At 45.6% G+C, this 4,006-nt stretch carries 2 protein-coding genes, 2 rRNA genes and 2 pseudogenes; all 6 read left to right on the plus strand.

Features of this window, described 5'->3' with window-relative positions:
- Window positions 1–613: ribosomal RNA gene (locus KT99_RS19400) — 23S ribosomal RNA — on the plus strand; the annotation flags it as partial.
- Between the two features lie 207 nt (window positions 614–820).
- Window positions 821–936, plus strand: a 5S ribosomal RNA gene (gene rrf / locus KT99_RS19405).
- Between the two features lie 532 nt (window positions 937–1,468).
- The gene (locus KT99_RS19410; RefSeq protein WP_157752234.1) at window positions 1,469–1,891 is read left to right on the plus strand and encodes a hypothetical protein; all 423 of its coding nucleotides are present in this window, start codon (window positions 1,469–1,471) and stop codon (window positions 1,889–1,891) included.
- 240 nt (window positions 1,892–2,131) lie between these two features.
- Complete coding sequence (istB, locus tag KT99_RS19415) at window positions 2,132–2,884, plus strand: IS21-like element helper ATPase IstB (protein WP_005503677.1); 753 nt, start codon at window positions 2,132–2,134, stop codon at window positions 2,882–2,884.
- A gap of 34 nt (window positions 2,885–2,918) precedes the next feature.
- A pseudogene (locus KT99_RS19420) lies at window positions 2,919–3,695 on the plus strand (IS1595-like element ISSbe2 family transposase); the annotation flags it as partial.
- 9 nt (window positions 3,696–3,704) lie between these two features.
- A pseudogene (locus KT99_RS19425) lies at window positions 3,705–3,974 on the plus strand (ISAs1 family transposase); the annotation flags it as partial.
- Between the last annotated feature and the right edge of the window lie 32 nt (window positions 3,975–4,006).

Here is a 4,006-nt window from a genome sequence, read left to right on the forward strand (position 1 = left end):
TTGGCTAGTACGGTCGGACATCGTACGGTTAGTGCAATGGCATAAGCCAGCTTAACTGCGAGACAGACACGTCGAGCAGGTACGAAAGTAGGTCATAGTGATCCGGTGGTTCTGTATGGAAGGGCCATCGCTCAACGGATAAAAGGTACGCCGGGGATAACAGGCTGATACCGCCCAAGAGTTCATATCGACGGCGGTGTTTGGCACCTCGATGTCGGCTCATCACATCCTGGGGCTGAAGTCGGTCCCAAGGGTATGGCTGTTCGCCATTTAAAGTGGTACGCGAGCTGGGTTCAGAACGTCGTGAGACAGTTCGGTCCCTATCTGCCGTGGGCGTTGGATGATTGAAGGAAGCTGCTCCTAGTACGAGAGGACCGGAGTGGACGAACCGCTGGTGTTCGGGTTGTTATGCCAATAGCATTGCCCGGTAGCTACGTTCGGAATCGATAACCGCTGAAAGCATCTAAGCGGGAAGCGAGTCCTAAGATGAGTCATCCCTAGGGATTTAATTCCTCTAAAGAGCCGTTCGAGACTAGGACGTTGATAGGCAGGGTGTGTAAGTGCTGTGAGGCATTGAGCTAACCTGTACTAATGACTCGTGAGGCTTAACCATACAACCCAGATGGGTTTACTCTTGTTAAAAGAGAAGTATGTGGTTAATGAGTGATTACTTTACAAGCACAAAAGAATACCGACTTGATTTAAGTTGAACCAATTATTGCTTTTATTTAAAGCTGTTTAAAAGACTTTTTAAATAGCCAGCTTTCTAAATTCTTTTACCTTTAGCTTTTTGAAAAGCTGAAAGTAATCGCAAAATTAGTCTGGAAACCATAGCATTGTGGCCCCACCTGAATCCATCTCGAACTCAGAAGTGAAACGCAATTGCGCCGATGGTAGTGTGGGGTCTCCCCATGTGAGAGTAGGTCATTTCCAGGCGCCTAATAAACGATAAAGCCCGTTGCTAACGCAACGGGCTTTTTTCGTTTTAGTCTGGAAAATGACCGAACGAACATGGGGAATATAGATAGCGCATGCGAAGCATGCATCCTTTCATGTGATAGTAGGGTGCAGACCTTGCGCTTATCAAGCGTAGCTTGATGCTGGGTCTGAACGCGGAGGATTTATCCGAAGCCGGGCCATTGGAAGGCGCCTCCGCTCTTTGTTCTACGTATATATGCTCCGCGAAAGGGCTATTCCCGATGTCGGTCGATAAATGCTCCTCGGTAACAGCTCCTGCGTTATACCAATCTGGAAAATTAACTGGTCATATTCGCCCAATCCCTAGAACACATTTTTGTCACTCTTTCTGCACTCTCGGTGAAAGTGTTCCAGGCTTCACAAACACTATCAACAATGTCTATTAGGCGACAATTAACTTGTCCGGTTTTGGTCATCTTTAGGCATACATAATTCTTGAGAGATTTATATGCCTGGAAAACCCATAAACCAACTACAGGTTAACCTATATATGTCTTATCGTAATAAACCTAAACAGACTCAATCATCTGCTGCGGCAAAGGCGGGGTTTTCTTCCCGTTCAGCTAGACGAATTGATGCTAGCCAACACAACACCAGCAAATTACCACGTCAATACGCGACCAGAACAGATCCTCTTAATGGTCTTTTCGAGCAGCATGTTGTGCCGTTGCTTGAAAAAGAACCCTCACTGCAGCCCATTACATTATTCGAAAAACTAGAGGAAATCGCACCGGGGCAATTGGAGCGCTCACAGCTACGCACTTTACAACGCCGAATTAAGACATGGCGCGTCATACACGGGCCTGAGCAAGGCGTCATTTTCAGGCAGAAACATACGCCGGGGGCAATGGGCATTTCTGACTACACTTGGGCCAACGAGCTAAATATAACCCTCGCTGGCACACATTTTTGATGACCGTGTAGTGCTTTTCTATGGGCATGAACTCACATTAACCTTAGCGCGAATGCATACTCAAGGCGCAACTCGTGGTCGCTCAATAGATTATCATCATGTTATCCATGCATTGGCTAAGAAACGTAATGCTTTTAAAGCATCGCAAATCAGGGATGCTCTTATCCCTAAAGGCGGTTTTTGGCCCCGATACGATAGTTGTCCCTATCATCGATAGTCAGCAGCATAGCGTCTCAAGTTATGATACCCCTATTATTAAAAGAGTTACGACTGCCAGCGATAGCAAAGGCGTGGCCCGACATTGCCCTGAAAGCGGTGAAGGAGCCGTGGGAACCCGAGCTATTTCTCGCTCAATCATGTGAAATAGAGGCGACACATCGACAGGAAGTACGCCTAAAACGCTTACTCAAAGAAAGCCAGTTACCGATAGGGAAACAGTTGTCTCAATACGGTTTCAGTGAAGTGGTCGGCATTAGCGCAGTTCAAGTTAAACGTAAGGCCAGTGAGTTGAGCTGGTTGAGACAAGGGCATAATATTTTATTATTCGGTGCGAGCGGCCTAGGTAAAACCCACATAGCAGCCGCGCTGGGTTATGCGCTTATTGAGCAATCTGTTCGTGTGAAATTCACGACAGGCACGGCGATGGTGCAGCACTTGCAGAAAGCCCGAGAGGGTTTAGGTCTGGAAGATGCACTTAAAAAACTCGATAAATATGAGCTACTCATTTTGGACGACATCGGTTATGTCAAAAAGAGTGATAGTGAAAGTCAGGTTCTATTTGAGCTCATTGCACATCGTTATGAGCGCAACAGCCTAGTGATCACAACGAACCAGGTGTTTAGTGAGTGGGACAGTATATTTGGAGACAATATGATGACAGTAGCCGTGATTGATCGACTGGTGCATCACGCAGAGATTTATCAACTTGAAGGAGAGAGTTATCGAAGAAAAGAAGCCATAAAAATAAACGGCAAAAGCGGCCAACTTAATTGACGCCTATAGGCCAAGCTAGTTGACGTCTAACAGTCCTAGGTGCAGTTGTGAGCATAGTTATCAGCTCACTACTCGTGATGTTTATGAATGTAGTCAGTGTCATAAACAAACATCTGTCACCGCAGATACTTTATTCCATGGTAGCCGTATTCCCTTAGCGAAGTGGTTTTGGGCCATCTACTTTCTCGGCTCAGATAAAGGCAGCATTTCAGCATTGAGACTCAGTAAACTCATTGAGGTTAATTGGCGAACGGCACGCTTAATATTGAGCAAGTTGAGAACGGCAATGGGTCATAGAGACAGTCTATATAGGCTTTCAGGTCTCATTGAAATTGATGATGCCTTCGTTGGGGGAAAGAGAAAAGGTAAACGCGGACGTGGAGCCGCAGGGAAAACACCTGTGTTAATTGCTGTTGAAAGCAAAGGGAAACGCGCGGGATTTATCGCTATGCAGGCCGTCGACAGTGTTTGTCATGAAGCCGTTAACGATTTTGTTGCTAGGCACTTAAATGCACAGCAAGAAGTTCATACTGACGGACTAGCCGCTTTGAATATCATAGATAACACTCAACAGCATGAAGCTAGGGTTACACCGAGTGAGTTGGTCGATGAATGGTTGCCTTGGGTTCATATTGCAATAGGTAACTTAAAAGCCTTTTTACTCGGCACATTTCATGGAGTTTCGGGAAAATACCCTCAAGAATACCTTAGTGAGTTCTGTTATCGGTTTAACCGAAGAAAAATGGAAAAAGAAATCCCTAATAGGCGGTTAAATCTGGCAATAATTCATGCGCCTGTACATTCGTACTGAGTGAGGTACATAAGCATGAAAACCAATGAAATTACTGCCATTCCTGAGCTGCTGGCGATGCTAGATATAGAAAACAGCATCATCACGCTCGATGCTATGGGATGTCAAAAAGAGATAGCAAAGCTAATCGTTAAGCAAAAGGCTGATTATATTCTAGCGCTTAAAGGTCATCATTCTGGTCTACAGGGTGAATTAGAAGCTTGGTGGCACAAGTGCCAGCGTGAAGGTTTTACAGCCGATAATTTTGATGAACATACGACCATAGACAGCGGTCACGGGTGAATTAAAACAAGACGTGTCAGCAAGTGCTG

This window comes from Shewanella benthica KT99 (assembly GCF_000172075.1).
Classification (GTDB): domain Bacteria; phylum Pseudomonadota; class Gammaproteobacteria; order Enterobacterales; family Shewanellaceae; genus Shewanella; species Shewanella benthica_A.